The 22,924-nt window shown below is 62.7% G+C and carries 23 protein-coding genes and 2 pseudogenes; 18 read left to right on the top strand and 7 right to left on the bottom strand.

Annotation, left to right across the window (positions count from 1 at the left end; translation table 11 throughout):
- Nucleotides 1-74: 74 nt before the first annotated feature.
- From NKI08_RS27910 to NKI08_RS27940, 7 genes and pseudogenes are all read left to right on the top strand, one after another.
- Nucleotides 75-857, top strand: coding sequence for an ABC transporter substrate-binding protein (locus NKI08_RS27910; protein ID WP_352471894.1), 783 nt, complete (start codon nucleotides 75-77; stop codon nucleotides 855-857).
- 118 nt (nucleotides 858-975) lie between these two features.
- On the top strand, nucleotides 976-1,689 hold the full coding sequence (locus tag NKI08_RS27915) for an ABC transporter permease (protein ID WP_023675013.1): 714 nt from the start codon (nucleotides 976-978) through the stop codon (nucleotides 1,687-1,689).
- Nucleotides 1,686-2,513, top strand: a complete 828-nt coding sequence (locus tag NKI08_RS27920) for an ABC transporter permease (protein WP_352774123.1) — start codon at nucleotides 1,686-1,688, stop codon at nucleotides 2,511-2,513. Before NKI08_RS27915 ends, NKI08_RS27920 begins: the two co-directional genes overlap by 4 nt.
- Nucleotides 2,514-2,571: 58 nt before the next feature.
- Nucleotides 2,572-3,447 (top strand): annotated as a pseudogene (locus tag NKI08_RS27925) (NAD(P)-dependent oxidoreductase); the annotation flags it as partial.
- Between the two features lie 9 nt (nucleotides 3,448-3,456).
- Complete coding sequence (locus NKI08_RS27930; RefSeq protein ID WP_352613662.1) at nucleotides 3,457-4,161, top strand: DNA alkylation repair protein; 705 nt, start codon at nucleotides 3,457-3,459, stop codon at nucleotides 4,159-4,161.
- Nucleotides 4,121-4,702 (top strand): GNAT family N-acetyltransferase, encoded by a 582-nt coding sequence (locus tag NKI08_RS27935; RefSeq protein ID WP_352540522.1) that lies wholly within the window; start codon nucleotides 4,121-4,123, stop codon nucleotides 4,700-4,702. The genes NKI08_RS27930 and NKI08_RS27935 overlap by 41 nt, the downstream gene beginning before the upstream one ends.
- A 62-nt stretch (nucleotides 4,703-4,764) precedes the next feature.
- Nucleotides 4,765-5,337, top strand: coding sequence for a DUF3299 domain-containing protein (locus NKI08_RS27940; RefSeq protein WP_352471902.1), 573 nt, complete (start codon nucleotides 4,765-4,767; stop codon nucleotides 5,335-5,337).
- 11 nt (nucleotides 5,338-5,348) lie between these two features.
- Here the strand turns inward: NKI08_RS27940 and NKI08_RS27945 are convergent, their stop codons facing one another.
- From NKI08_RS27945 to NKI08_RS27960, 4 genes and pseudogenes are all read right to left on the bottom strand, one after another.
- Nucleotides 5,349-5,840: an Lrp/AsnC family transcriptional regulator gene (locus tag NKI08_RS27945; RefSeq protein WP_023675006.1), complete on the bottom strand. Its 492-nt coding sequence runs from the start codon at nucleotides 5,838-5,840 to the stop codon at nucleotides 5,349-5,351.
- A 201-nt stretch (nucleotides 5,841-6,041) separates the two neighbouring features.
- Nucleotides 6,042-6,659, bottom strand: a pseudogene (locus NKI08_RS27950) (uracil-DNA glycosylase family protein); the annotation flags it as partial.
- A 13-nt stretch (nucleotides 6,660-6,672) separates the two neighbouring features.
- Nucleotides 6,673-7,284, bottom strand: a complete 612-nt coding sequence (locus NKI08_RS27955) for a glutathione S-transferase (protein ID WP_352540524.1) — start codon at nucleotides 7,282-7,284, stop codon at nucleotides 6,673-6,675.
- A gap of 41 nt (nucleotides 7,285-7,325) precedes the next feature.
- Complete coding sequence (locus NKI08_RS27960; RefSeq protein ID WP_352774125.1) at nucleotides 7,326-7,949, bottom strand: thermonuclease family protein; 624 nt, start codon at nucleotides 7,947-7,949, stop codon at nucleotides 7,326-7,328.
- Between the two features lie 75 nt (nucleotides 7,950-8,024).
- Here NKI08_RS27960 and NKI08_RS27965 point away from each other — a divergent pair, with 75 nt between their 5' ends.
- A complete protein-coding gene (locus NKI08_RS27965; protein WP_352774127.1) occupies nucleotides 8,025-9,539 on the top strand; it encodes a sensor histidine kinase in 1,515 nt (504 codons plus the stop codon).
- A 4-nt stretch (nucleotides 9,540-9,543) separates the two neighbouring features.
- Here the strand turns inward: NKI08_RS27965 and NKI08_RS27970 are convergent, their stop codons facing one another.
- The gene (locus NKI08_RS27970; RefSeq protein WP_352774145.1) at nucleotides 9,544-10,542 is read right to left on the bottom strand and encodes a nicotinate-nucleotide--dimethylbenzimidazole phosphoribosyltransferase; all 999 of its coding nucleotides are present in this window, start codon (nucleotides 10,540-10,542) and stop codon (nucleotides 9,544-9,546) included.
- Nucleotides 10,543-10,740: 198 nt separating this feature from the next.
- On the opposite strand from NKI08_RS27970, the gene NKI08_RS27975 reads away from it, so the two are divergent.
- Entirely contained in the window at nucleotides 10,741-10,974 is a 234-nt protein-coding gene (locus tag NKI08_RS27975) for a DUF1289 domain-containing protein (protein WP_352766569.1), read from the top strand.
- 13 nt (nucleotides 10,975-10,987) lie between these two features.
- Nucleotides 10,988-11,692 (top strand): TIGR02281 family clan AA aspartic protease, encoded by a 705-nt coding sequence (locus tag NKI08_RS27980; RefSeq protein ID WP_352774129.1) that lies wholly within the window; start codon nucleotides 10,988-10,990, stop codon nucleotides 11,690-11,692.
- 8 nt (nucleotides 11,693-11,700) lie between these two features.
- Here NKI08_RS27980 and dusA read toward each other — a convergent pair whose 3' ends face one another.
- Both dusA and NKI08_RS27990 read right to left on the bottom strand, forming a co-directional pair.
- Nucleotides 11,701-12,693 (bottom strand): tRNA dihydrouridine(20/20a) synthase DusA, encoded by a 993-nt coding sequence (dusA, locus tag NKI08_RS27985; RefSeq protein ID WP_352774131.1) that lies wholly within the window; start codon nucleotides 12,691-12,693, stop codon nucleotides 11,701-11,703.
- A gap of 163 nt (nucleotides 12,694-12,856) precedes the next feature.
- The gene (locus NKI08_RS27990) at nucleotides 12,857-13,528 is read right to left on the bottom strand and encodes a GntR family transcriptional regulator (RefSeq protein ID WP_023674997.1); all 672 of its coding nucleotides are present in this window, start codon (nucleotides 13,526-13,528) and stop codon (nucleotides 12,857-12,859) included.
- A 140-nt stretch (nucleotides 13,529-13,668) separates the two neighbouring features.
- On the opposite strand from NKI08_RS27990, the gene NKI08_RS27995 reads away from it, so the two are divergent.
- From NKI08_RS27995 to NKI08_RS28030, 8 genes are all read left to right on the top strand, one after another.
- The gene (locus tag NKI08_RS27995; RefSeq protein ID WP_352766565.1) at nucleotides 13,669-14,256 is read left to right on the top strand and encodes an amino acid synthesis family protein; all 588 of its coding nucleotides are present in this window, start codon (nucleotides 13,669-13,671) and stop codon (nucleotides 14,254-14,256) included.
- Nucleotides 14,249-16,048 (top strand): alpha/beta fold hydrolase, encoded by a 1,800-nt coding sequence (locus NKI08_RS28000; RefSeq protein ID WP_352774134.1) that lies wholly within the window; start codon nucleotides 14,249-14,251, stop codon nucleotides 16,046-16,048. The genes NKI08_RS27995 and NKI08_RS28000 overlap by 8 nt, the downstream gene beginning before the upstream one ends.
- Nucleotides 16,049-16,053: 5 nt before the next feature.
- Nucleotides 16,054-17,112, top strand: a complete 1,059-nt coding sequence (locus tag NKI08_RS28005; protein WP_352774136.1) for an LLM class flavin-dependent oxidoreductase — start codon at nucleotides 16,054-16,056, stop codon at nucleotides 17,110-17,112.
- Nucleotides 17,109-18,584: an aldehyde dehydrogenase gene (locus tag NKI08_RS28010; RefSeq protein ID WP_352774137.1), complete on the top strand. Its 1,476-nt coding sequence runs from the start codon at nucleotides 17,109-17,111 to the stop codon at nucleotides 18,582-18,584. The genes NKI08_RS28005 and NKI08_RS28010 overlap by 4 nt, the downstream gene beginning before the upstream one ends.
- Nucleotides 18,585-18,667: 83 nt before the next feature.
- Nucleotides 18,668-19,687: an ABC transporter substrate-binding protein gene (locus NKI08_RS28015; RefSeq protein WP_352471913.1), complete on the top strand. Its 1,020-nt coding sequence runs from the start codon at nucleotides 18,668-18,670 to the stop codon at nucleotides 19,685-19,687.
- Nucleotides 19,688-19,753: 66 nt separating this feature from the next.
- The gene (locus NKI08_RS28020; protein ID WP_502899676.1) at nucleotides 19,754-20,614 is read left to right on the top strand and encodes an ABC transporter permease; all 861 of its coding nucleotides are present in this window, start codon (nucleotides 19,754-19,756) and stop codon (nucleotides 20,612-20,614) included.
- A gap of 1 nt (nucleotide 20,615) precedes the next feature.
- Nucleotides 20,616-21,416, top strand: coding sequence for an ABC transporter permease (locus tag NKI08_RS28025; protein ID WP_352774140.1), 801 nt, complete (start codon nucleotides 20,616-20,618; stop codon nucleotides 21,414-21,416).
- A complete protein-coding gene (locus NKI08_RS28030) occupies nucleotides 21,413-22,489 on the top strand; it encodes an ABC transporter ATP-binding protein (RefSeq protein ID WP_352774142.1) in 1,077 nt (358 codons plus the stop codon). The genes NKI08_RS28025 and NKI08_RS28030 overlap by 4 nt, the downstream gene beginning before the upstream one ends.
- Nucleotides 22,490-22,924 lie beyond the last annotated feature (435 nt).

A 22,924-nucleotide genomic window follows, 5' to 3' on the forward strand; every position in this document is an offset into this window, starting at 1 on the left:
GCCAGCGGGCGGTCAAAAGCACCGCCCACAGAGCCGTTCGGGAACGACGGCCGGGACCAACAGAGAGGACCATTATGCGTATTGCACTGCGTATCGCGCTCGCCGCTTCGGCTGCGCTGCTGACGCTTGGCGTTGCCCAGGCGCAGGAAAAAACCTTGAGGATCGGCACCGAGGGAGCGTATCCGCCATTCAACAACCTCACCGCCGACGGCCAACTCGTGGGCTTCGATATCGACATCGCCAAGGCGCTTTGCGACGAGATGAAGGTGAAGTGCACCTTCGTCGCGCAGGACTGGGACGGCATCATTCCAGCCCTTCAGGCAGGCAAGTTCGACGCCATCGTCGCGTCGATGTCGATCACGCCGGAACGCGCCGAGAAGGTCGACTTCACCCACAAATATTACAATACGCCGCCGGCGATCGCCGCGCCCAAGGACACCGACATCAAGGGTGTCACCAAGGAAGATTTGGCCGGCAAAACGATCGGCGTGCAGGCGTCCACCACGCATTTCAACTATTCGACCAAGACTTATACCGACAGCACCGTCAAGCCGTACCCGACCGCACAGGAATACCAGCTCGATCTGGCCAATGGCCGGCTCGATGCCGCCAACGACGACGTCGTCGTGCTGCAGCAATGGCTGGATTCGCCGGACGGCGCCTGCTGCAAGCTGGTCGGCACAATCAAGCCGGTTATCGAAATCCACGGTCCGGGCGCCGGCATTGCCGTGCGCAAGGGCGAGACCGATCTGGTCAACCAGTTCAATGCGGCGATCGACGCCATCCGCGCAAACGGAAAGTACAAGGAAATCAACGACAAATACTTCAAATATGACGTTTATGGCGGCGAGTCCTGATCGACCGACATAGGAGCACGTGAACGGCGGGAGATTCCCGCCGTTCTTATAAGGACGCCGCGCACGAGGGGTGATGCGGTACGGGTCTCGAAGAGCCTCAAGGAGAACAGGCAGGCGGATGCAGAGCGCACTGACGCTTCTCAGTTGGGGACCCGAAGGCTGGCTCGACGACATCGCCGCGGGTGTATTTGTCACGGTATGTCTTGCGCTGGCCACTCTGCCCTTCGGGCTGACGCTCGGCTTTTTCGTGGCGCTGGCCAAACAATCGGAAGAGCCGTCGCTGAGACTGGCCGGGAACATCTACACTACGATTTTTCGCGGAATACCCGAGCTGCTCACCCTATTTCTCATCTTCTTCGGCATCCCATTGATCCTGCAGTACATTGTCCGGCTGGTGAGCCCTGGCACCTCCGCCGACGTCAACAGCTTCGTCGCCGGCATGATCGCGCTGTGCTTCATTTTCTCCTCTTATTCCAGCGAGGTGTTTTTATCCGCATTCCGCGCCATTCCAAAAGGGCAATATGAGGGAGGCTATTCGGTTGGCCTGTCCAGCGGCCAGACGATGCGGCTGATCGTGTTGCCGCAGTTGATCCGCATCGCGTTGCCCGGACTTGCCAATCTCTGGCTTATCCTGCTCAAGGACACCGCGCTCGTCTCGGCCGTCGGGCTCAACGAGATCCTCCGGCAGAGCGGGGTTGCCGCTCGCGTCACCAAGCATGCCTTCCTGTTTTACGGTTTTGCCGGCCTGATCTATCTCCTGCTGGCGATCGTCTCCTCCTTCGGCATCAATGCGATCGAACGAGCGGTCGGCGGCAGCGAGGTCAAGAGATGAGCCTGGCCACCGACACGCTGAAGGTCGACCGGCCGCCGCCGCCCGCACGCGGCTGGTCGCGCCAACGCATCCTCGGCCATGTCCTGGTCGGCCTGTGGATCGCTCTCGGCATCGGCATGGTCGTCTACCTGGTCGCTGCGTGGAACCCGGAGTTCTTCCAGAAATATGCACCCGGCTACATATCCGGCCTCGGCATCACCCTGTTGCTGGTTGCCATCTCGATTGTGCTTGGCGCGATCCTGTCGGTGCCGATCGCCTATGCACGTATGTCGAAGAACCCGATCCTCTCGGGGTTTGCCTATGCCTATGTCTATTTTTTTCGCGGCACGCCGCTGTTGGCGCAGACCTTCCTGGTCTACTACGGGGTCGGCTCCTTCCGGCCGGAACTCGAGATGATCGGCCTGTGGGGTTTCTTCCGCGAGGCGTTCAACTGCGCGATCTTCGCCTTTTCGCTGAATACGGCCGCGTACCAGGCCGAGATTTTGCGTGGCGCGATCGAGAGCGTGCCGAGGGGCCAGTGGGAAGGTGCCGCCTCGCTCGGCCTGCATAAACTACAGACGATGTGGAAAATCATCCTGCCGCAGGCGCTGATTGTGGCGCTACGCCCCTATGGCAACGAGATCATCCTGATGATCAAGGGCTCGGCAATCGTCGCCATTATCACGGTCTACGATTTGATGGGCATCACCCGGCTCACCTATGCGCGCACCTTCGACTTTCAGTCGTATATCTGGGCGGCGATCATCTATCTGATCATCGTGGAAACATTGCGCCACGGCGTCGAGTGGATCGAACGGCGCATCACCATCCACCTGCACCGCTGACTCCCATCACCTTGCCTGATCCGGTAAGAAGACCGCAAAGCAGGCTTCTAAGGGATTCGAAAACATGGCTTCGGTGGCATTTCTTGGTCTTGGCGTCATGGGTTATCCGATGGCCGGACATCTCAAGAACAAGGGCGGTTACGATGTCACCGTCTACAATCGTACCAGCGCCAAGGCCGAGCAGTGGGTTGCCCAGCACGGCGGCAGCTTCGCTGCGACGCCAGCGGAGGCGGCGGAGGGCAAGGACTTCGTCTTTTCCTGCGTCGGCAATGACGACGATCTGCGCTCGGTGACGACCGGCGCCGGAGGCGCCTTCAATTCCATGAAGAAAGGCGCCATCTTCATCGACAATACCACCGCATCGGCGGAGGTCGCGCGCGAACTGGCGCAGCAGTCGCAAGCGCTCGGGTTTGCGTTCCTCGACGCCCCGGTCTCCGGCGGCCAGGCAGGCGCCGAGAACGGCATGCTGACCGTGATGGTCGGCGGCGAGCCCGACGCCTTCGACAGGGCCAAGCCAGTCATAGATGCTTATGCCCGCATGGTCGGATTGATGGGACCGGCCGGGGCTGGCCAGCTCACCAAGATGATCAACCAGATCTGCATCGCCGGCCTCGTTCAGGGCTTGGCCGAGGGCATCCATTTCGGCAAGACGGCAGGGCTCGACATCGAAAAGGTCATCGAGGTGATTTCCAAGGGTGCGGCCGGTTCCTGGCAGATGGAGAACCGGCACAAGACGATGAATGCCGGCAAATATGATTTCGGCTTCGCCGTCGACTGGATGCGCAAGGATCTTGGCATCTGCCTCGCCGAGGCCGACCGCAACGGCGCCAAACTGCCGGTGACGGCACTTGTCGACCAGTTCTACAAGGACGTGCAGGCGATGGGCGGCAAGCGCTGGGACACGTCCTCGCTGCTGGCGCGGCTGGAGAAATAGGACTTCACCGTGGCCGAGCTTTCGCCTCAATCCAGCGCCGATGAAATCGTTGCTCATCTGCGCTCGATCGCCTCGGAGGAAAATCGGCTTGGCATGCTGCGCTACGGCATCAAGATCGAACGTGCGCTCGGTATCTCGCATGGCGTGCAGCGGCAGATTGCCAAGAAAATCAAGCGCAACCATGAGCGTGCCTTTGAGCTTTGGCAGACAGGCATCATGGAGGCGCAGTTCATCGCTTCCGTGACAGCCGATCCGGAGCGGTTCTCCGCCGCGGATGCAAGACGATGGGCGGCGACTTTCGACTCGTGGGATATCGTCGACGGGGTCTCCGATCTCTTTGTCGACACGGATTGCTGGAAGGAATTGATCGCCGAATTCGCGGTCGACGAACGGGAATTCGTTCGACGCACGGCTTTTGCGATGATGGCCTGGTCGGTAGTCCACCGGAAGAAGGAACCCGAGACGACCTTCCTCGAATTCTTGCCGATCATCGAAGCGCATGCGACCGACGCCCGCAATTTTGTGAAGAAGGCCGTGAGCTGGGCGCTTCGTTCGATCGGCAAGCGATCGATGAATTTGCACGGCCCTGCCCTTGCCGTGGCGCTAAAACTGGCGGCCTCGACAGACAGGACCGCACGCTGGATCGGCAAGGACGCCGTGAAGGAACTTTCCGATGCCAAGACGCTCGAGCGGCTCGCCGCCAGAAAAGCTTGACCTGAGCGAAGTGCGCTTCACTGAGGTGAAGCAATCGACGCGCGCCGATTTCGAAAACCTGTTCGAGCAACCCGGCGGGCCGAAATACTGCTGGTGTATGGCTTGGCGCAATCTCGACCGCCGCGAGCATGTCGAGAACGACGAGACGAAACGCGCGATGATGACGCTGATAGACGCCGGCACGCCGGTCGGCATTGTCGCCCAGATCGATGGCCGGACCGTCGGCTGGTGCTCGATTGCGCCGCGCGAGACCTACCGCAAGCTGTCACGGCAGCAGGACGATAGCGAGATGGGCATCTGGTCGATCGTCTGCTTCTTTGTGCCGAGAGCGTTGCGCGGCGGCGGGCTGGCAAGCGCATTGCTCGACGCGGCCATCGATCACGCCTTTGCCAAAGGCGCCAGGACGATCGAAGCCTATCCCGTCGACCAGGCTTCGCCGAGCTACAGCTTCATGGGTTTTCGCGACATGTTCGTCGCCCGCGGCTTTCGCGAGATCGGCATGACCGGCTCACGCCGGCATGTGATGCGGCTTGAGCGTTGACCTGTGAGGCAGCGGCAGGTTTACTTGATGTCCGCAGATCAAGGCTCAACGGCGGAGCAGCGATGAGCAACCGTTTTAAATCAGGCACGATCATGGCAACTGCCTTGTTGGCGTCCGCGATCGCGGCAAGCGCTTCCACTGGGACCACGCACATTTTCTGGAAGGATCTGCGCCCGGCTACCCAGGCAGCCGCCGAAAGCGTCGGACTGCCGATGATCGCGGCCAAAATGCCGGATCGTGGCGAGACGCTCTCACTCGACTTGCAGGACAAGACGGTGCAACTCGCAGGCTATGCGCTGCCGGTCGACCGCGATGGTGATCTCGTCTACCAATTCCTGCTGGTGCCGTGGACGGGAGCCTGCAGCCACATGCCGACGCCGCCGCCCAACCAGATCGTCCTCGTCACGCCTGCACAGCCTTACAGGATGTCCGAGGCCTACCAGCCGGTTTCGGTGACCGGCGCATTACGGCCGGGCATGGAGAAGAGCCAGCTTTTCATCCTCGACGGCGTCAGTGTCATCCAGTCGGGCTACACCGTGCGCAAGGCCGAGGTGGTTAACGTCGACGCCGTGCCGGACACGATCACGCTGCCGGTCAACTCGCCCTGGAGTTTCCTCAACAAAAAGAAGAACTAAACAGAAGAATCTCAGGCCGCGTTGGCGCCGGACTCCTTGTCGAGCATCATGTAATCGAGCGGCATCTCGGTCGTGTATTTGATCTGCTCCATAGCGAAGGAAGACGACACGTCGCGGATCTCGATCTTGGCGATCAGCCGCTTGTAGAAGGCGTCGTAGGCGGCGATATCGGGCACCACGACGCGCAAGAGATAGTCGACGTCGCCGCTCATGCGATAGAATTCGACCACTTCCGGGAATTCCTGGATGACCTCCGAAAAGCGCCGCAGCCATTCATGGCTGTGCGAATTGGTGCGGATCGAGACGAACACCGTGACCCGCACATTGACCTTTTCATGATCGAGGATAGCGACGCGCCGCTTGATGACGCCCTCTTCCTCGAGCTTCTGGATGCGCCGCCAGCACGGCGTCGTCGACAGGCCGACCTTCTTGGCGACGTCGGCGACTGCAAGCGTCGCATCCTCCTGCAGGAGGCGGAGAATTTTTCTATCAAGTCGGTCCATTGGATGCTCCCCTGATGCAAGTCGTCCAAGTGCGCAGCGGCCTTGGCACAACGACATGCATAAAAACAAGAATTTAACGCGCGTCCCCTCATGCGCGGCGCGCTTCGAGGAATGGATTACCATAATCCCTCTTGCTCGAGCCTATTACAAGAAAGAAATTCTGCCGCATAGTGCGAAAGCGAGTGATTTCTTGCTGAATGCCTAGCCGAGGCGATAGCGGATTTCCGATCTCAGAAAGGGCAGCAAATCCATTTCAAACCATGGATTGCGCTTCAGCCAGCCGGTGTTGCGCCAAGACGGGTGCGGCAGCGGCAGGACTTTCGGGTCGGTTGCCGCCGCCCAGATGGCACGCCAATCCATGACCGTTTCCGTCAGCGAGGGACGGCGCGCCGCGCCCATATGCCAGCTTTGCGCGTAGATGCCGATCGTCAGCACCATATCGACTTGCGGCATCAGCGCCATCAGCGATGTGCGCCAGGCCGGCGCACATTCGCGGCGCGGCGGCAGGTCGGCGCCCCTGGCGTCCTGACCGGGAAAGCAAAAGCCCATCGGCACGATGGCGAATTTGTCCGTGTCGTAAAATTCCTCGCTGCCGACGCCCAGCCAGCTTCGCAGCCGGTCGCCGGAGGCGTCGGTGAACGGCATCCCTGTAATGTGAACCTTGGTACCCGGCGCCTGGCTGGCGATCAGGATACGCGCACTCGACGATGGCCTGAGCACCGGACGCGGCTGGTGCGGCAACGGCCTGCCGGCCGGGTTATCGACGCAGGTGCGGCAGGCGCGTACCCTCGCCGCCAAGGCTTCCAGCTCTTCGCTCATTCGGAACTCGTTGTCAGGCGGCGGCACTCGGCCGGCTGGAGATTTCCCGATGCCAGCGCAGCACGTTCGTGCACTCTTCGGGTACCTTGATGCGAGCCGGCTTCATGAAGTCGATGGCGACCAGCCCGGTGATGTCGGCGATCGAATAGGCATCGCCGGCGACGAATTCCCTGCCGGCGAGCTCAGTGTCCAGAAATCTCAGGAATTCGATCGCCTTCGGCTTGTTGGCCTCGCCCCATTCGGGGATTTGCGGGATCTCCCATTCCCTCATTGCGGGGTGGATGTGCCGGAACGCCGCAGCGACGCAGCCGAACAGATTGAACTCCACACGTCTTTGCCACATCTCGACGATCGCCTTGCCGAGCGCGCCACGCCCGAACAAAGCCGGCTCGGGGTGCAGTTCCTCGAAGTAACGACAGATTGCGACGGATTCGGTGATGACTGTGCCGTCGTCGAGCTCGAGCACCGGCAGACGCTTCAGCGGATTGCGCGAGCTGACCGGCTGCTCTTTGTGCTCCAGCGCGCCCATGTCGACGGGCACCAGCGGAACCTGAAGTCCCTTTTCGGCCAGAAAAATCCGAACCCGGCGTGGATTGGGCGCGCGCCCGCCGTCGAACAGCTTCATCTCTATCCTCCTCGTCCGTCTCGACGAACTATAGGCACAGCTCACCAGAAGCGAAAAATTTCGCGCAAGGCGTCGCCGATCGACGCCAAGGTACCGTGCTTTCTTTCAACCAGCTCGTGGCCGTGGCTCTCGCGCCAGTTCTCCGGCTCGTCGAAAGTTCCGCCCCAGATGCCGGCTTTGCCCGCGCGCGCAGCAGCTTCCTCGGTCTCGAAATCGCCAAAGGCGACCGCCCAGCCGGCCTCGACCTGTGCGCGGTTGAGATCCTTGCCGCCGGCCTTGCAGTCGCCGAGCAGCCTGCCGTAGCGGTCCCGCTGCCAGCCGCTGCAGGAGACGGCTTTGCCGGCGATCAACCGCACCAGGGACTGCCGCGCGAGCTTGCCGCAAGGATAGTCGGCACCGTCCTTGCGACAGATCTGCGAATATTCCGGCGCGTCGATGCCACGCATGCGGATGCGCTCGCCGCCGAGCGTGATGCTATCGCCGTCATTGACAATGGCCGCGCCCTCCGTCTTGCGCATCTCGATCCGGTCGAGGCGCGCCGCCAGGAGGATCAGCAGGCCGAGCACGATGAGTGTCAGCCCATAGTCCATCAGTCGGCGCCACAGGCTTCGCGGACGCGGCGCATAGTATCGCTGGCGCGGCCATCGCGACCACGAACGGCTCATATGGCAAACCGTTGGTTAATCATTCGAACGTAGCTTAACGATTTGAAATTGCTGCCCGCGTAAATTGAAGACTTCATGCCCCTGCAACGCTCGACCATGGCAGACAAGTTTATTGTGGACCGCAGAAAACGCCATCGCAACAGCGATGTCGCGCGCGCGGTGCGCAAGACGCGCGACCGTCTTTCGCAGCAAGCCGGAAATCCCGACTTCGACCGCGAGCTGTTGAAGCTCCACGCGCTTTCGATGACCGGCGGCGTGATCGTCATTCCGCTGCTCATCCTGGCAACGGCCGCGGCAGGCTTGTTCGCGGGCATCGGCAAGGAGATCGGCGTCTGGGCGCTGTTCACATTCATCTGCTATACCATCGTTGCATTCATGGCCAGACGCGTCACTCAAGCGTCCGAGCTCAACCCGCTGGAAACGCATAGGGATTTCCTGATCGGCCATTTTCTGTGCGGGCTTGGCTGGGCCTGGTTCGCATGGCTCGGCTGCGAAGCTTGCCAAATGGATCAGTTCCAGGTCGCCAAGGCGGTGGTGCTGCTGCTCGCCATGTCGGCAACCGCGATCCTGGCCTCGTCCCTGCGCGGTGCGCTGTTGGCGACCTTCGCCCTCCCGGTCGCCATCTATGCTTATGCCAGTGCGAAATTATGGATGCCGGTCGAGGCGATCATGGCAGGCTTGCTGATCTCCTCGTTGCCTTTCTTCGCCTATGTAGCGCGCCAGCTCAACCGTTCCTCGCTGATGCTGCTGTCGTTCCGCTCCGAAAAGGATGCGCTGATCGCCGAACTGGAGACGGCGAAATCGATGTCGGACGAGGCACGGCGGCGGGCGGAAGACGCCAATCTGGCGAAATCGCGTTTCCTGGCCTCGATGAGCCACGAACTGCGCACACCGCTCAACGCCATTCTCGGCTTTTCCGAAGTGATGGCCAACGAGGTGCTCGGCCCGATGAGCAACCCGACCTATCGCGACTATGCCCGTGACGTGCACGACTCCGGACAGCATCTGCTCGACCTGATCAACGAAATCCTCGATTTGTCGCGCATCGAAGCGGGCCGCTACCAGCTCAACGAGGAGCCGATGATGCTGCTCTCCGTCGTCGAGGATTGCTGCCACATGATGGAGCTGAAGGCGCGCAACAAGGACATCCGCATCGTCCAGGATTTCGAAAACGCCTTGCCGCGCTTGTTCGCCGACGAACGCGCGGTGCGGCAGATTGCGCTCAACCTGTTGTCCAATGCCATAAAGTTCACCGCCACCGGCGGCGAAATCCGTGTGCGCGTCGGCTGGACGGCGGGCGGCGGGCAATATCTCTCCGTCAAGGACAATGGGCCGGGCATACCAGAAGACGAGATTCCGATCGTGCTTTCGGCCTTCGGCCAGGGCTCGATCGCCATCAAGAGCGCCGAACAGGGCACCGGGCTTGGCCTGCCGATCGTGCAAGGCTTGCTGGCCATGCATGGCGGCGAATTCCAGCTCCATTCCAGGCTGCGCGAAGGCACCGAGGCGATCGCCATCTTCCCGCTGAGCCGGGTGATGGAGGAACTGCCGGCGCTGCCGACCAAGGCGGTTGCCTCGCGCCGGCGCTGAATGCTTAACCGCGGACCGCCGCTGCCATGCCGGAGCTGGTCAGCGCGGCCGCCTTGACCAGGCCGGCGGCAAGAGCCGCCCCTACCGCCTCGCCTTGACTGACGCCCAGATCGAGCAGCGGGCGAAGGCCGAGGCGCTCGGCGGCCTTGGCGTGACCAGGCTCCGGCGACAGGCTTGCGAGGAGACAATGATCGAGCGCGGCGGGGTTGGCGGCATGTAGGACACCAGCGGCGGCAGTCACCGCAAACCCATCGAGCAGCACCGGGATCTTCTGCATCCGCGCCGCCAGAATGGCGCCGCAGATCGCGGCGAATTCCCGCCCGCCGACCCGGCGCAGCGCTTCCAGCGGGTCCTTGAGGCTCGCGCCGTGAAACGCGACCGCGGCATCGACCACCTCCGCCTTGCGCCTCTGCATCGCCGCGTCTGCCCCTGATCCAGGGCCGATCCAGTCGGCGCCGGTGCCGCCGAACAGTGCCGTGCAAAGGGCCGCGGCGACAGTCGAATTGCCGACGCCGAGGTCGCCAAGGCAAAGCAGGTCGGTGCCGCCGGCAATCGCTTCCATGCCGAAGGCCATGGTAGCGGCACAACCGCGCTCGTCCAGTGCCGCATCCTCGGTAATGTCGGTTGTCGGGATGTGCAGAGCCAGATCGAACACCTTCAAGCCGAGATCGTTGGCGATGCAGATCTGGTTGATTGCTGCACCGCCGGCGGCGCAGAGCTCGACTGCATTTGCCGTGGCGGCGGCCGGGCGCGGCGAAATGCCGTGGCGGGTGACGCCATGATTGCCGGCAAAGATCGCCACCAATGGCCGCGTCACCGCCGGCGGCGCGCGGCCGCTCCACCCGGCAAGCCAGGCGGCGATGTCCTCGATGCGGCCAAGCGAGCCTTTGGGCTTGTCTGCCTTGGCAAACAACTGGCGCACGCGGGCCTTGGCCGCCATATCTCCCGGCGGCAGGCTCACCAGGAGGTCGCGAAAATCGTCGAAAGGCAGCGCGCTGGTCATGTCGATGGCGATCGTCCGTGTGAATTGGTGAGCGGCATAGCCGCCTTGGCCAGCCGGCACAACCTCAAGCCGGCACAAGCTCCAGGCCTGGTACAACTTCGAGGTATTGACGCGAAAGCACCCCGTTGGCGGCGCTTCCCGGAGGGCTTGTATTGACTTTGTCGTTGCACCATGTGGAGGCTAGCCAAGGAAATCCTTATGACGGCCATTGAATCCCCGTGCATCCTGGTCTGCTCGATCGATATGAAAACCGGCTTCTGTTTCGGTTGCGGGCGCACGCGCGCGGAAATCGCTGCCTGGATCGACATGACCCCGCAAACCCGCCGCAGCGTCATGGCCGAGCTGCCGGCAAGGCTGGAAACGATCGAGCGACGCCCCCGCCGGGAAACCCGTCGCAGCCGCATGGCACGCGAACGCGACGCCCTCTCGTGAACCGGCCGCAGAGATGAACCGACTGCTGTGGATTCTGATCGTCGCGATCGGGGCGGGTGTACTGCTGCTCATGCTCAACGATTCCGCCGGCAGTACATTCGGCATTGAGAATTACGATTTCAGCCAGCTGATCTGGCTTAGCGCTTTAGCGGCGCTCGTCGGCGCCGGCCTGCTCAGATCGGGCAGACCGTTAGGCACCATGGCCCGCAGCCTCGGCGCCTGGGGTGCCATCGTGCTGGCGTTGATTGCCGGCTATCAGTACCGCTATGAGTTGCAGGATTTCGCCAGCCGCGTCACCGCCGGCCTTGTTCCCGGCAGTCCGCTGGCGCTGGGCGTGGAAGAAGGCCATGCCACCGTCACCCTGGACAAGGCCGGCAGCGGCCATTTCGAAGCGCGCGTCACGATCGACGGCACGCCGATCCTGACGGTTGTCGATACCGGCGCGACCAGCACCGTTCTGACCGCCGAGGACGCGCTGGCGGTCGGGTTCAATTCGGCGGCTCTCCGCTTCACCATACCGATCTCTACCGCCAACGGCATGACACGCGCGGCGGCGGTGCGAACCGACGAACTGTCGATCGGCGGCATCGTGCGCAAGGACATGCCCATCATGATCGCCGCACCCGGCACGCTCGGCCAGAGCCTGCTCGGCATGAATTTCATCGGCTCGCTATCGGGCTTCGACGTACGTGGCGATCGCATGATTTTGCGGGATTGAGTTTTTCCTCAGGCCGCCTCTGCGGTCCGGCCGAAATCGACCTCTGCAAAAGCCGCCTTGAGCACCTGCGGTCCGGCACCCGGCCTTGTCGCATCGGTGGACAGGATCTGCCGATAGCGGCGTGCACCGGGCAGGCCGTGAAACAGCCCGACCATGTGCCGGGTGACATGCCCGAGGCGTCCGCCCTGCTCGATATGGCGTGACGCGTAATCCGCCATGGCATCGATCAGTGCGACAAAATCGAACGACTCAGCTGTGCTGCCGTAAAACGCGGCATCGATGCCGGTGAGTATCCCTGGCGTGTGATAGGCGGCGCGGCCGAGCATGGCGCCATCGACATGGTCGAGATGCGTCAGCGCCTCTGCGAGAGATTGAATACCGCCATTGATGCCGATGAATTTGTTTTGTTTTCTGGCTTTCAGCCGATAGACGCAGCCATAGTCGAGCGGCGGGATGTCGCGATTTTCCTTTGGGCTCAGTCCTTCCAGCCAGGCCTTGCGGGCGTGCACCCACAGCGCGTCGGCGCCGGCCGCGAAAACACCATCGGCCAACGCATCGAGTGCCGGTTCCGGATCCTGCTCATCGACGCCGATGCGGCACTTGACGGTGACCGGTATTTTCACCGCCGCCTTCATTGCGGCGACGCAATCCGCGACGAGCACGGGCGTCTTCATCAGGCACGCGCCGAAGGTGCCCGACTGGACGCGGTCGGACGGGCAGCCGACATTGAGGTTGATTTCATCATAGCCGAAGGCTTCGCCGATGCGCGCCGCCTCGGCCAGCTTTCCCGGATCGGCGCCGCCGAGTTGCAGCGCCAACGGATGTTCGTTGTCGTCGAAGCCAAGCAGCCGCTCGCGTGCGCCGTGGATGACCGCATCGGCCACCACCATCTCGGTATAGAGCAGCGCCTCGCGCGTCAGCTGGCGATGGAAGAACCGGCAGTGCCGGTCCGTCCAATCCATCATCGGCGCCACGGCAACTTTGTGGCGTAACATGTTCATTTTACTACTTTTCTGTCTCAGTCCGTTCGAAAGATGCACACCTAACTGACCCGATATACGATTTTGCCGCCGCAACTGAAAGCAAATTGGCATGTCACACATGTCACTGTACGCACCAGTTAGATGCCTGCCGTGGAACGATGGACCGCCGGCGGCATACCAGTCAGCCAAGGCGAAGCGTGTTGCGGGCGATCTGCCACGCGGATTCGACATGCCGCCGCGCCGCCTCCTCCGCCTCGTCCGGCTTGCGCGAGCGGATTGCATCCATGATTTCGGTCATTTCGGCGATCGCCGGCTCGCGGCGGTTCTCCGACGCGATCGTCATTGAGCGGAGCTGGTTGATGCGGACATTCAGCCCCGTCACGATTTCCCAGGCAATGCGCTTGTCCGCCGCCTCGAACAGCGTTTCGTAGAACTTGGTCGTTGCCCGCATCACCTCGACAGGCGCACCGGACGCCCACGCCTCAAGCAGGTTCGTCAAGGCGGCATCGAGCGAGGCGATCTGCGCGTCCGTGGCTGTCAGGGCGCAAGCCCGCGCCGCGATGCCCTCGAGCAGCGCCCGCAATTCATAGATTTCGTCGGTGCGGCCGAGATCCGGCTTGGCCACGGCGGGTCCGTGGCCCGGTATCATCTGCACCAGGCCTTCCGCCTCCAGCTGCCGCAGCACCTCGCGCACGACGGAACGGCTTACCCCGAGCTGATCGCATAGCGGCCGCTCGACCAGCCTTTCGCCAGGCTGGAAATGGAAGCCCATGATCGCCTCACGCATGCGCTCCAGCGCCAGCGTCCTCAGCGTCTTGGCAGAGCGGTCGATCCGCAGCGTATCGCCTGACATTTTCTCTCCCTACCCCGATCCGGCCACAAAACAGATTCCATAGCCGATTGACAAGGCTTCTGGTGCTCCATACTATGGTATACCATAAGATGATGTAAAGATTTCGGCGTTGCACAGCGCCGCGGCGACCGAGGACTTTCATGAAACCAGCCATTCGAAAGATCGTCACCTACATCGAGAACACGCTAATCGAGGGCGGCAAGGAAGCCCCAAAACCGCTGCGCCTGATCGGTGTCGCCGCTGTGCTGACAAATCCTTGGGCCGGCCGCGGTTTCACCGACGACCTGTCGCCGGAGATCCGCGCCATTGCTCCCGTCCTCGGTGAACTGCTGACCCGCGAGATTATCGCGGTTGCCGGTTCCGGCGAGGCGATAGAGGGCTACGGCAAGGCCGCGGTCTGCGGCACGGAGGGCGAGATCGAGCATGCATCGGCGCTGATCCATACGCTGCATTTCGGCAACCATTACCGTCGCGCGGTCGGCGCCAAGACCTATCTCGCCTTCACCAATCTGCGCGGAGGGCCGAACACCCCGATCATGATCCCGCTGATGGACAAGAACGACGAAGGCCGCCGCTCCCACTATCTGACCGTACATTTCCAGATCGGCGACGCGCCCGCGCCCGACGAGCTGGTGGTGGCGCTTGGCGCTTCGATTGGCGGCCGCCCGCACCATCGTATCGGCGACCGCTATCAGGACCTCAAGGAGGTCGGAGACCTGCATGGCTGACGTCGCTGCCACCGCATGGGTCCGGGACACGGCTCCGGACGGCACCGGCTTCATCCGCGCCGGCTCCGGCGCGCCGGTTCTGCTCATTCACGGTGTCGGCATGAACGCCGCAATCTGGCACGATCAGATCGTGGCGATGAAACACCATCATGACCTGATCGCCATCGACATGCTCGGCCACGGCGTTTCACCGCTGCCGCCGGAAGAAGCCAGCCTGTCGGATTTCGCCGATCAGGCGGTTCGCCTTCTCGACCATCTCGGCGTGGCGTCGGTGTCGATCGTTGGCCATTCGATGGGCGCGCTGGTCGCTCTGGAGATCGCCCTTCGCACCCCATCGCGCGTTCGCTCCATCGTCTGTCTCAATGCGGTATTCCGCCGCCCCGCGGCCTTGGCGCAGGCCGTACGCGAGCGTGCGGCCGCGCTCGGCACCCATGGCAACCCTTCCGCCATTGCGGCTACGCTTGCCCGCTGGTTCGGCGACCCGCTGCCGGCGAATCTTATCGGGGCGGCCTCTACCGCGCGCGCCGCCCTTGAAAGGGTCGACCCCGAAGGCTACGCGCGCACCTATCGCCTCTTTGCCCATGCCGATGCCGAGCATGCTGATGCTCTCCCCGGTCTTGCCGCGCCGGCCCTGTTCATGACCGGGTCGCAGGACAGCAATTCGACCCCGGCCATGTCGGCGGCGATGGCGAGGCTTGCGCCGCACGGCCAATGCCTCGTGCTCAATGGAGAAAGGCATATGATGGCAATGGCTTCACCTGAAAAAGTGACCAAACACATCATGGATTTTCTCGACACGGCAGGAGACGCTGGCGTGAAGCCGGAGACGGATGCAGTCTTTGACAGCGGCGAATTCCGGCGCGCGCTCGGCTCGTTCCTGACCGGTGTCACCATCGTCACAACGATCGGAGCGGAAGGCGAACCGCGCGGCTTCACCGCCAACTCCTTCACCTCGGTCTCGCTCGAGCCGCCGCTGGTGCTTGTCTGCATCGCCAAGAGGGCCCTGGGGCACAGTGCTTTTTCGACATCGAGAGGTTTCGCCATCAACATCCTGTCGGAGGACCAGAAGGCCCATTCCGGCATCTTCGCTTCCAAAGCAGCGGACAAGTTCGCGGCCGTGGCCTGGCAGCCGGGCCGGACCGGCAATCCGCTGATCGACGGCTCCGTTGCGGTGTTCGATTGCGGCATGGAGCAGCTGGTCGATGCTGGCGATCACTCGATCCTCATCGGCCGCGTCCACGACTTCAGCCACAACGGAGCCCAGCCCCTCGGTTATTGCAGAGGCACCTACGTCACGCCCGGCCTCAGCCAGGAGGCGCTGGCGGCGGCGCCCCCCAATACGGAGGTCGGCGCCATTCTCGAGAACGAGGGCCGTGTGCTGTTCTTCGCAACGGCCGACGGGTTTCATGAATTGCCTGCGGGGCGCGGACTGGGCACGCCCAACGATGCGCGCGGCCTCAAGGGGCGCCTTGCCGCCAGGGCCATAGACGCCCAGCTCGGCTTCCTTTTCGCGGTGTGGGACGATGCCGCCGAACCCTGGCGCACGCATGTTTATTATCGCGGAACGGCCGAGGGGTCCTATTCCGACGATCGCCAGATGCGGCTTGTCGACATCGAGCAGATCGCCGATCTGGAGATCGCCGATCCCGCGGTGCGTTCGATGCTTGCCCGCTATGCGCGCGAACGCACGGAAGATGCATTCGGCGTCTATGTCGGCAACGAGGTCGAAGGCGAAGTCCGGCCGCTCGCCAAGTCCTCGCCTTCTCAAATTTCTCTTTCCGGCCGCGGGTGAAGCCGATGAAATTTTCGCTTTTCGTCCACATGGAGCGATCGGATCCGGCCAAGCCGCATTCCGAGCTTGTCGGCGAGCTGGAGGACCTGGTTGTCCAGGCCGAAGAGGCAGGGTTCGAGACTGCCTGGATCGGCGAGCATCACGGGATGGAATTCACCATCTCGCCGAACCCGTTCATCAACATCGCCTGGCTCGCCGCCAAAACCAGGCGCATCCGGCTCGGAACAGGAACCATCGTCGCGCCGTTCTGGCACCCGATCAAGCTTGCCGGCGAAGCAGCGATGGCCGACGTCGTCACCGGCGGCCGTCTCGACATCGGCATTGCGCGCGGCGCCTACGCTTACGAATACCAGCGACTTTTCCCAGGCCTCGAGGCCTGGGTCGCCGGGCAGCGTATGCGCGAGATGGTGCCGGCGATCCGGGGCCTTTGGGATGGTGATTTCGAACTCGCCGGCGAGTTCTGGTCGTTTCCTTCAACCACCTCGTCGCCCAAGCCGCTGCAAAAGCCTTATCCGCCGATCTGGGTGGCCGCACGCGATCCGAACTCGCACGACTTTGCGGTTTCCAGCAAATGCAACGTCCAGGTGACGCCGCTTGCCTCCGGCGATGGCGAAGTGGCCAGCCTGATGGAGCGTTTCAACGCGGCGTGCAATGCCCACCCCGACGTACCAAGGCCGGAGATTATGCTGCTGATGCATACTTTCGTCGCCGAGGATGCAGCGGAGGCTGACCGGCTCGCGCAGGATCTGTCGCAGTTCTACTGCCAGTTCGGCGCCTGGTTCCAGAACAAGAAGCCGGTGCACCAGGGCATAATGGAAGCGCTGACCGAAGACGAGATCGCGGCCATGCCGCAATATGCGCCTGACAAGATCAGGCAGAACCTGGTCATTGGCGAAGCCGACGAGGTGATCGCCAGGCTGAAGGCCTACGAAGCGCTCGGCTACGATCAGTATTCGATCTGGATCGACAGCGGCCTTTCCCATCGGCGCAAGAAGAAATCGCTGCAGCTCTTCATCGACAGGGTGATGCCGGCCTTTTCCGAACCGAAAGCCGGATTGCGATGAGCACCACTCAATTCAGGAACTATATTGACGGCAGCTTCGTCGAAGTGGCGGCGACCTTCGACAGCATCGATCCCTCGACGGGCGCGCCATGGGCGAAGATGCCCGCTGCATCGTCTGATGACGTCGACCGCGCCGTCGAAGCTGCACACCGGGCGCTTGGCTCCGGCACGTGGCCGGCAATGACGGCAACGGCACGCGGCAAGCTTCTGGTGCGGCTCGGCGATCTGGTGGTCGCCAATGCCGACCGGCTGGCGGAACTCGAGACGCGCGATACCGGCAAGATCATCCGCGAGACCCGCGCCCAGATCGCCTATGTCGGCAACTATTACCGCTATTATGGCGGGCTGGCCGACAAGCACGAGGGCTCGTTTGTTTCCATCGACAAGGCCGACATGGAAGTGACCATCCGGCCGGAGCCAATCGGCGTCGTAGCCGCCATTGTGCCGTGGAACTCGCAGCTCTTCCTGTCCGCCGTCAAGCTCGGGCCGGCGCTGGCGGCCGGCTGCACCATCGTTCTGAAAGCATCGGAAGACGGCCCTGCCCCGTTGCTGGCCTTCGCTGAACTCGTCCATGAGGCGGGATTTCCCGCCGGGACCGTGAACATCCTGACCGGCTTCGGCCACGATTGCGGTCACCGGCTGACCAGTCATCCGCTCGTCGCCCGCGTCGCCTTCACCGGCGGTCCCTCGACCGCTCGGCAGATCGTCAGGAATACGGCGGAAAACCTCGCCTTCACGACACTCGAGCTCGGCGGCAAAAGCCCGGTCGTGGTGTTTGCCGATGCCGATCTGGACAGCGCCGCCAACGCGGTCGTTGCCGGCATCTTCGCTGCCACCGGCCAGAGCTGCGTCGCCGGCTCGCGGCTGCTGGTCCAGCGCTCCGTGAAGGACGAATTCCTCGACCGGCTCAAGCGCAAGGCCGAGGCGATCAGGATTGGCGATCCGCAGGATCCCGCGATCGAAATGGGACCGCTCGCCACCTCGCGCCAGCGCGAATGGATAGAGAAGATCATTGCTGAAAGCCTGGCCGCGGGCGGGCAACTGGTCACCGGCGGCATCCGCCCCGCGGGCATGGCGGACGGCTTCTATTACGCGCCGACGATTATCGACGCGCCTGATCAGACGCTTGCCTGCGTGCGCGAAGAGCTCTTCGGCCCGGTGCTCTGTGTGCTAGCCTTCGACAGCGAAGCTGAAGCGCTTTCGCTCGCCAACGACACGAAGTTCGGCCTGGCGTCCGGCGTGTTCACCACCAATCTGGCAAAAGCCCACCGCATGGCGCGCGGCATCCATGCCGGCGTGGTCTGGATCAACACCTATCGGGCGGTCTCGCCGCTGGTTCCGTTTGGCGGCTACGGCCAATCCGGGCTCGGCCGCGAGGGCGGCCTCGATGCGATCCGCGACTACACGCGTTCGAAATCGGTGTGGATACGCACCTCCGACGACCCAATTCCCGATCCTTTTGTCATGCGGTAGCCGCCGCTGGCCGGAGATGCGCGATCAAGGCGAAAACGACCGATCGCGAACAGACACCAACGAAAACAACAGAGGAGAACGACATGAAACTGATCATCACCGGCTTCCTTGCCGGATTTATTGCAACGACAGTTCTGGCAACGACGGCCGCAAAGGCCGAGGACATGGTCTTCACCAGCTGGGGCGGGACGACCCAGGAAGCGCAGACCAAATCCTGGGCCGAGCCGTTCACCGCTGCATCCGGCATCAAGGTCATGCAGGACGGCCCGACCGACTACGGCAAGCTGAAGGCGATGGTCGACAGCGGCAGTGTCAACTGGGACGTCGTCGACGTCGAGATGGATTTCGCCATCAAGGCGGCCAAGGACGGTCTGCTCGAGCCGATCGACTTCAAGGCCGTGCCGAAGGCCGACCTCGATCCGCGCTTCACCACCGATCATGCCGTCGGCAGTTTCTACTATTCCTTCGTGCTCGCCTGGAACAAGGGCGCCGTTTCGGGTGAACCGGCCGGCTGGGCCGACATGTTCGACCTGACGAAGTTCCCGGGCAAGCGGACCTTCTACAAATGGTCGGCGCCCGGTGTCATCGAGATCGCGCTGCTGGCCGATGGTGTTCCGGCGGACAAGCTCTATCCGCTGGATCTCGATCGCGCCTTCAAGAAACTCGACACCATCAAGTCGGACATCGTCTGGTGGGGCGGCGGGGCGGAGTCGCAGCAATTGATCGCATCCGGCGAAGCAACGTTCGGCCAGCTGTGGAACGGCCGCGTCTTCGCACTGGACAAGGAAGGCGCCGATGTCGGCGTCTCCTGGAACCAGAACCTGACCGCAGCCGACGTTCTGGTGGTACCGAAGGGTGCCAAGAACAAGGATACGGCGATGAAATTCCTCGCCGCGGCGAGCAGCCCCGCCGGCCAGGCCAAATTTGCCGAAGCCAGCGGCTATGCGCCGATCAACACCAAGGCCAAGGCAGAGATGCCGGCCGATGCCGTGAAATCGCTGCCGGACGCTCATGTCGACGGACAGATCAATCTCGACATGAACTACTGGGCCGCCAATCGCGACACCATCGCCGCGCGCTGGTATGCCTGGCAGGCGAAATAAGCCCGCCCCTGAACCGCAATGGACGAGACGGTTCGCGCCGTCTCGTCCCGTAGCCGGGTCGCTGTCATGTCGGTCGAAACACGCCGGAACTTTGGAACGGTGCGGGTGCCGGCAGGTCTCAATGGCCTGCTGCCGGCCCTGATTCTGATTATGCTGTTCTTCGTCGTCCCCGTGCTGGCGCTGCTTTTGCGCAGTGTCACGGAGCCCGAGCCAGGCTTGCAGAACTATGCTGCCCTGCTTGGTGACGGCACCTATGCGCGGGTGTTCTTCAACACATTCTTGGTCGCGGCGTTGGTCACCATCGTCACGGTCCTTGTCGCCTTTCCGGTCGCCTGGATGCTGGCGATCATGCCTTCGGGACTGGCCTCGATCATCTTCGGCATCATCATTCTGTCGATGTGGACGAACCTGCTCACCCGCACCTATGCCTGGATGGTGCTCCTGCAGCGTACCGGCGTGATCAACCGGACGCTGATGACCATCGGCGTCATCGACCAGCCGCTGCCGCTCATCAACAATCTCACCGGCGTCACTATCGGCATGGTCTATATCATGCTGCCCTTCATGATTCTGCCGCTGGTCGGCACGTTACGGGCGATCGATCCGATGACGCTGCGTGCGGCGTCGCTGTGCGGCGCAAGCCCTTTCCAGGCGTTCCGCCGCATCCTCGTGCCGCTGTCGCTGCCCGGTGTCGCGGCCGGCGGCCTGATGGTCTTCGTCATGTCGCTCGGCTACTTCGTAACGCCGGCACTGCTCGGCGGCACGTCGAACATGATGCTTGCCGAAATGATCGCGCAGATGGTCCAGTCGCTGCTCAACTGGGGGCTCGGCAGCGCCGCTGCCTTCATCCTGCTTGTCGTCACCATGGTTCTCTACGCGCTGCAACTCCGCCTTGTCGGTGCCAGGCGCATGAGCGGAGGCATCTGAGATGCTGCTCGACTATGACCGCATAGGTTGGCTACGGGTTGCCCTGCTCGGCTTCACCGCGCTGGTCGCTGGCTTTCTTCTGTTGCCGGTGGTCTTCATTGTCCTGCTCTCCTTCGGCTCGTCGCGCTGGCTGGCTTTTCCGCCGCCCGGCTGGACGCTCAAATGGTACCAGGAGCTTTTTGCCGATCCGGCCTGGCTCGACGCCGCGCTGACCAGCGCTCGGATCGCCACCATGACGGCGATCCTGGCAGTAGCGATCGGCCTGCTCGCCTCCTTTGCCCTGGTTCGCGGAAGGTTTGCCGGACGTGAGATCCTGCGCGGCCTGCTGCTGACGCCGATGGTGCTGCCCGTCGTTGTCTTCGCCATCGCCATCTACGCCTTCTTCCTTCGCCTTGGCCTCGGCGGCACCACCATCGGCTTCGTCATCGCCCACACCGTGCTGGCGCTGCCCTTCGCCATCATTCCGATCGCCACCGCGCTCGAAGGGTTCGACAAGTCGATCGAGGACGCGGCAATCGTCTGCGGGGCAAGCCCGCTCGAGGCCAGGCTCAGGATCACCTTGCCGTCAATCCGGATCGGCATCTTCTCCGCCGCGATCTTTTCCTTCCTCGCGTCGTGGGACGAAGTCGTGGTGGCGATCTTCATGGCCAGCCCGAGCTTGCAAACCTTGCCCGTCAAGATCTGGGGCAGTCTGCGGTCGGACCTCAGTCCGGTGATCGCCGCTGCCTCCAGCCTGCTGGTCGGGCTGACGCTTGCCCTGATGGTGATGACGGCGCTGCTGCAGCGAAAGTTCCGGACATGACCCACCCTTTCCTCTCCATCTGCAATCTGCGCAAGGCGTTCGGGGCGATCGTCGCCGTGCACGACGTCACGCTGGACATTCCCAGGGGCGAGTTCCTGACCTTCCTCGGGCCCTCCGGTTCGGGAAAATCGACGACGCTCTACGCGATCGCCGGCTTTCAGGACCCGACTTCCGGCGATGTCTTGCTGGAAGGAAAGTCGCTGCTTGCGGTGCCCCCGCACAAGCGCAACATCGGCATGGTCTTCCAGCGCTACACGCTGTTTCCGCATCTGACGGTGGCCGAAAACGTCGCTTTTCCGCTGCGGGTTCGCCGCCGGCCGGACGCCGAGGTGAAGAAAAAGGTCGCCGACATGCTGGCCCTGGTGCGGCTCGAAAGCTTTGCCGGACGCTTACCCGGTGCGCTGTCGGGCGGCCAGCAGCAGCGGGTCGCGCTGGCGCGGGCGCTGGCCTACGATCCTCCGATCCTTTTGATGGACGAGCCATTGTCGGCGCTCGACAAGAAGCTGCGCGAGGAAATCCAGGGCGAAATCCGCCGCATCCATCGCCAGACCGGCGTCACCATTCTCTACGTCACCCACGATCAGGAAGAGGCGCTGCATCTGTCGGACCGAATCGCCCTGTTCAAGGATGGCCGCATCGAGCAGACCGGCACCGGCGAGGATCTCTATCTCAGGCCGGCGACCGATTTCGTCGCCGGCTTCATCGGCAATTCGAATTTCCTCGCCGCCGAACATCTCGGCACCACCAACGGCACGACAACGATCCGCATGACAGACGGTTCGGTCATATCCGGAGTCAGGGCCAACGGCACGTTCGGCAAAGGCCAGAAGACCAGGCTGATGATCCGGCCCGAAGCCTTTAGCATGGAGCGGAGCCCGGCGAGCGCGGAACTGAATGTCGAGATCGTCGACATCGCATTTTACGGCGAGCGCCGGCGGATCGTCGCGCGCATCGCCGCTGGACAGGAGGTTGACATCAGGCCGACCTCCGCCGCCATGCAATCGCAGGATGTGTGGCCCTGCAGCCGGCAGGTTTTTTTCGATCCCGCTGCTGCATTCCTGTTTCCGGCCTGACTAAGCCGCGGTGGATCGCCGCCCTTCAACGCTTCGCAGCTGATTGGATGGCGGGCGCAACTCCCGTACCCATTGACAGTCGTCATGCTCGGTTGGAAGATGAAGAAGGTCCGCGGCGATAGCCATACGGGAAGGCAATGGTCCAACCGCCAGATACCGGACACCATCCTGGCAGCGTCGTCGCGGTCATCGTCATTTGTTTGATCATCGTTGCTTTGTTCTTCATAGGCTTCAGATACTCAAGGCCAGGCCAGGGTACCCTCGTAATTCCCGGCGGTACGCTGCAGCAACCGTGAATCCGACCCCTTGGCGCTGACGCGAAGCCGTTCTCAAGTTGTGTGCGTCAAGTTCTGCAAAATGGCGTGGCATCGCGGTGACGTCGGCGTGTCCGCCGCGCAGCCCCCGTGTTTAGCGGAGCGGCGGACACATGACGGT

The organism is Mesorhizobium sp. M0768, assembly GCF_040320195.1.
Lineage (GTDB): Bacteria > Pseudomonadota > Alphaproteobacteria > Rhizobiales > Rhizobiaceae > Mesorhizobium.